This window comes from Dysgonomonas sp. 511, from assembly GCF_010501105.1.
In the GTDB taxonomy this organism is placed as follows: Bacteria; Bacteroidota; Bacteroidia; order Bacteroidales; family Dysgonomonadaceae; genus Dysgonomonas.
This window is the reverse complement of the sequence record NZ_QVMQ01000059.1, coordinates 1-4624: the sequence shown is the minus strand read 5'-3', so window position 1 is coordinate 4624 and position 4624 is coordinate 1. Positions and strand designations below refer to the sequence as shown.

Sequence of the window (4624 nt, the reverse complement as noted above, 5' to 3'; positions counted from 1 at the left end):
AACAGTATATGCAGGAAGTTCTGGTGTACAAACATATATGTCAGAACTGTCCAGATACGCGAAAGCAGGACATCGAGCCTTGCCGGCACAGCCAGATAAACAGCGGCTTACCTACGATATGGTCTTCGGGAACCATTCCCCACATACGCGAGTCGGCCGAAGAGACTACCATGTTCTCTACTTGTTGTGCCAGCACGCCAAGTACGGTTGCCGAAGCGGCACGGGTAGCCTGGTTCCGGGAAGTTGTCTCGTTTGTTTTTTATTTTGCATAAACTGATGGCTCATTAATTTATCGTTAACTCTCTCCGCAAAGGTAAAAACTATATAAATCTTGTAAAAGATGAGGCAGACCGAAGGATTACGTTGTACCGCTTCCTACGCCGTACATGGTCAAGCCGTTCGATTCCTTATCAGGGTTAAAAGCAAAACCTGTATATTCCAAGCGGACGTATCTCATTATACCGGAATTGTCATTAGCAACATTCCCACCATAATTAGCATCGCCAATTTCCGACTTACCGGAACCGCCATTCAGGTTTATTGGAGCTTTTCCGCAAATATGAACACCACCCCATGCTCCGGGAACTTTTGTTTTGGAGGTCATTACAATGGGCTGATCCTTTGTACCTTCGGCTGTGATTTTACCTCCTTGTTCTATCAGGATATAGTCGGAGTCATCCGAATTTTCCTGTGCTTCGATAGTTACTCCTTTCTGGATAATCAGGTTACCTCCCGATTTTACATGATAGCCTTTGTCCAGTTTATATGTATAGCCTGTAAGGAGAGTTTTCTCAGAACTTAACGAACCGCTTAAAACCAACTCTTCGGGGGCCGGAGGTGCCGGGATATCGTCATCGTCGCTACCACAGCCTGTTGCCAAACCTGCTACGGCAAATGCCACCAGTAAATAAAATCCAATCTTTGTAAAACTCTTTTTCATAATCATTCATTTAATGTAAATACTAAATATTGTTTTATCCTGTTTAAAAATTCATTGAAAAGCCGATTCCTAACGAAATCCCTTTTTTATAATATTCCACAACTTTATCCACATCATTTACCTCCTGTGTAAATTCGCTTTTCTGATTCAGTATGTTCTTTGCCTGTAATTTCAGCTTCATTTTCTCATTCAGTGAATATGTCGAGATAAAGTCGAGAGAATGTACTTCCTGCTCTACAATATTGCTTACTCCGTTTATCCCCACCGAATTAATACGCGGTCCCTGAAGATTGTATACGGCAGATAGAGAAAGTTCCCTGTTGTTCGAAAATTTCGGTGAGTAGTTAATGTCAACATTTACGAGGTAAGGCGAAGCTCCCTGCAACCGCCTTGATTTGTCGGTATAAAGACCGTTTTCAGGTAAACTTATATGCGTATAGATGTATGAGGCATTGAAGTCTACTTTCAGGTCTTTGGTGATTTTTTTCCTTATTTCCAGTTCAATACCAGCAGCCGTTCCTTTATTTACGTTCCTAAAACTTTTTATCACACTCCCCGAATATTTCTGAATCTGTTCTATCGGATTGTCCAGATGCTTGTAATATGCACCGATAGAATACATATCTCCCGATTTGGTAAATAATTCGTAACGGATATCAAAGTTGTAGTTGTAGCCGTTTTGAATACTGTCATTACCAATTACCATACTGCTTCCGTAAGATTCCTGATAGGAGAAAGGCGCCATTTCGAGAAAAGAGGGACGGGTGATTGTCCGTGATGCGCTGAAACGGTAGTTCTGAGTATTTTCATCCTCGATTGTATATTTTATATTCAATGCGGGGAAGAAGTCGTCGACATTCATCTCTGCCCGTTTTTCTTCGGCTTGGTCGTTCCAGTAACGAACCCACTGCTTCGATTTTTCGAAACGTAATCCTCCGGCGACTAGTAATCGGGGTGTAACATAATATTCCATATCGAGGAAACCCGCGTATATATCTGTTCCTGCATAATAAGAATTACGTTTCTGGGAAACCCGGTTTATCGTTATTGCTCCGTTCCTGATATTTTCTTCATTCAGATAGGAATCCGTATCGTAAATATTGTCTATCTGAGGATTTAACTGGTTTATGTCGTAATAGAAATTCGCAGAGTAAAAGTCCCTCGATTTATTCCTCAGGGATATGCCTAACCGCATAAAATTTTGCTTCTCGGCATCCTTATTCAATATATATTTGATTTTTGCATCTCCGTTCCATTCATCTTCAAACAAGTCGGAGAAATAGCGCATCGTTTCCTGCTGGTTGAGCCTGAACAGCGACAATGTGCCGTCATCATTTCTGCGGAACATTACCTGCCGTCTGTCGGGTTCGTCACTGGTTGTCCGCCCGTATGACCCTTGCCAGTCAATGTGCAGGCGGTTACCCCTTAACTGGTGCTTACCTGTTATCTGGTTATTCAGCAAGGTATAGATATGATACAGGCTATTACTTCCTTTTAGGGGAACTCCCTCTGCATCGAAACCATCACGTTCTTTGAACTCATCTTCGGTATTGTTTACAAACATTACATTGTAAGACAGCATATCGTTTTGTCGCAGCGTATAGCTTATCTGAGCCAAAGAGGTAAATGTTGTTTCATAAGTATATTTATCGTAGTGGAAGTTTTGTTTGACATCTCCCTGGGCATTTACCGAAGAGGTATAGGCATCATCATATACCTTATAATCATTGTTGAAATTGGCTGCAATCATTGCATTTAGTTTCTGACTGCCTATTTTCCATGATTTGCCGGCACCGACCTCTAGCCCTAGTTCGGGCATTGCTGTTTTTTTCTCTATCCCGAAGGATGTTTTAAACAACTGATTGTTTTTGTAATAATCCTGAAATTCGCCCCCGGTCCATATCTTTTATTTTGTCTTTTAAAGACAAACCTCCGGATATTCCCAGATAAGGAGCTTTAGCCCCTGTTTTATCGGATGAATAAAAATCGGAGAAAAGGGTATTTATCCTGCCTCCGGTCGATATACCGAGGGTAATAAAATCAGTACCAATGTTTTCTTTTGTTTCCACATCGATATGGGCTCCCGAATAGTCGCCAAAGACAGAGGGCTGATACACTTTACTCACTGTTACATTTTTCACAACCGATGTCGGGAACAGCGTTAGGGGAATCAGCTTGTTGTCTGGGTTAGGTGATGCGATAGGAAAACCGTTCAGGGAAGTCATGCTGTAACGGTCGCCCAGTCCCCTGACCAATACTTTACTGTTGCCTTCCATCGAAATGCCTGTTATTTTTTTGATACCGTCGGCAACGGTCGAAAGTCCCTTTGTCGACATCTCCCTTGCTCCCATGCTTTCGACTGCAATGGTTGAATATTTACGGTCCATCATCAGTATCTTTTCGGCTTCCATATTTTTCCGAGCTTCTACAACAACCTCCGAAAGATCCTTTGTTGACTCTTTTAATGAGATATCCAATATGATAGGTTTATCGCCGTTTACTTCCACTCCGGCAATCTCTTCTGTTGCATATGATACGTATGTGGCTACAACAGTATGTTTTCCCGCCGGTACATTTATTTGATAATTGCCGTCAAAATCACTTGCCGTTCCTATATTAGTGCCTTTTATAGTAATCGTTACTCCCGGTAATGTTTCGTGTGTCTTTGCGTCTGTAACAGTGCCTTTAATTGATTGTGCCGATATGGAAAGAGGAATTGTTAAGAATAAGCATATCAGCAATTTGATAGTTGTTTGTTTGTACATATTTATCGTTTTGATTTCATGCACAAAGTTTGCTTTTAGTCGTTACGGAATGAATACGAAAAGAATAATAATTTATTGAGTTTGTGTTAAGATATATTCTTGGAGGTATCTGATGTATAGTAAAATCGTAAGAACGTAAGTACCTCAAATATGATTGAGGCACTTATGTGATTGCTATTCACTTTGATACCTCGCACATCAGAACTCCTTTACCTATTACATCAGCTTTTGCAATTGTCACCAATTTACCCGTGTATGTTTTAGCGACCGCTGTCCCGGCAGCATTCCACAACTTCCATGTATAAGTATATGCTGTTCCTACCGTATCTATTTCTTCCCCGTTCCTGTATAACACAGCTTTAGCATCCACATCATTTGCATTGTTTTTTATAATGAATCCTTTTTGTGAGACTATGTCGACCATTATAGGGTCTGACATATCGGAAAAAGAGATTATATCGCAAACAACCTTATTTGCTGAAGTATTTCCTGCACTGGTGTCCGTATCTTTTATAGCACATTTGAATGTTTCAAAGTTTAATATCAATGTATAGATGAAGAAAAGGAAACATTTTTTGATTGGGAAATCACACCAGATTATCGCCGAAAATTCGCCGAAACTTTCGGTGTCAAAATATATTTCCAATGGAAAGAAGGAGGTTTTAAGCGGGAACTTCTCAGAGAAAACTGCTTTACCGCTCCGGTCTGCTTCGAAAAAGAAGATGGTACGATTGGAAAGGCTGGAGGAACATCCGGAAAAAAGGCAACCAGAAGAAAATTCCCTCAACAATCTCCGGATTTGAGTGTGCGTTGGTGCAGCAGCTACCTAAAAATTGATGTTTGTTCGGCGGCAATACGTAATCAGGATCGATTTAAAGGTATTCGCACACTTGTCTTATCTGGTGAACGCGGGGAAGAA

4 protein-coding genes and 1 pseudogene are annotated in these 4624 nt (G+C 41.0%); all 5 read right to left on the bottom strand.

The features are described 5' to 3' along the window. Window positions 1–88: 88 nt before the first annotated feature. A pseudogene (locus tag D0T57_RS15955) lies at window positions 89–160 on the bottom strand (S26 family signal peptidase); the annotation flags it as partial. A 198-nt stretch (window positions 161–358) separates the two neighbouring features. Beyond that, a complete protein-coding gene (locus tag D0T57_RS15000) occupies window positions 359–940 on the bottom strand; it encodes a hypothetical protein (protein WP_163274287.1) in 582 nt (193 codons plus the stop codon). Between the two features lie 43 nt (window positions 941–983). Further along, window positions 984–2798: an outer membrane beta-barrel protein gene (locus D0T57_RS14995; RefSeq protein WP_163274286.1), complete on the bottom strand. Its 1815-nt coding sequence runs from the start codon at window positions 2796–2798 to the stop codon at window positions 984–986. Next, the gene (locus D0T57_RS14990; protein WP_163274285.1) at window positions 2791–3705 is read right to left on the bottom strand and encodes a carboxypeptidase-like regulatory domain-containing protein; all 915 of its coding nucleotides are present in this window, start codon (window positions 3703–3705) and stop codon (window positions 2791–2793) included. Before D0T57_RS14990 ends, D0T57_RS14995 begins: the two co-directional genes overlap by 8 nt. Before the next feature lie 178 nt (window positions 3706–3883). After that, window positions 3884–4351, bottom strand: a complete 468-nt coding sequence (locus tag D0T57_RS14985; RefSeq protein ID WP_255490631.1) for a hypothetical protein — start codon at window positions 4349–4351, stop codon at window positions 3884–3886. Between the last annotated feature and the right edge of the window lie 273 nt (window positions 4352–4624).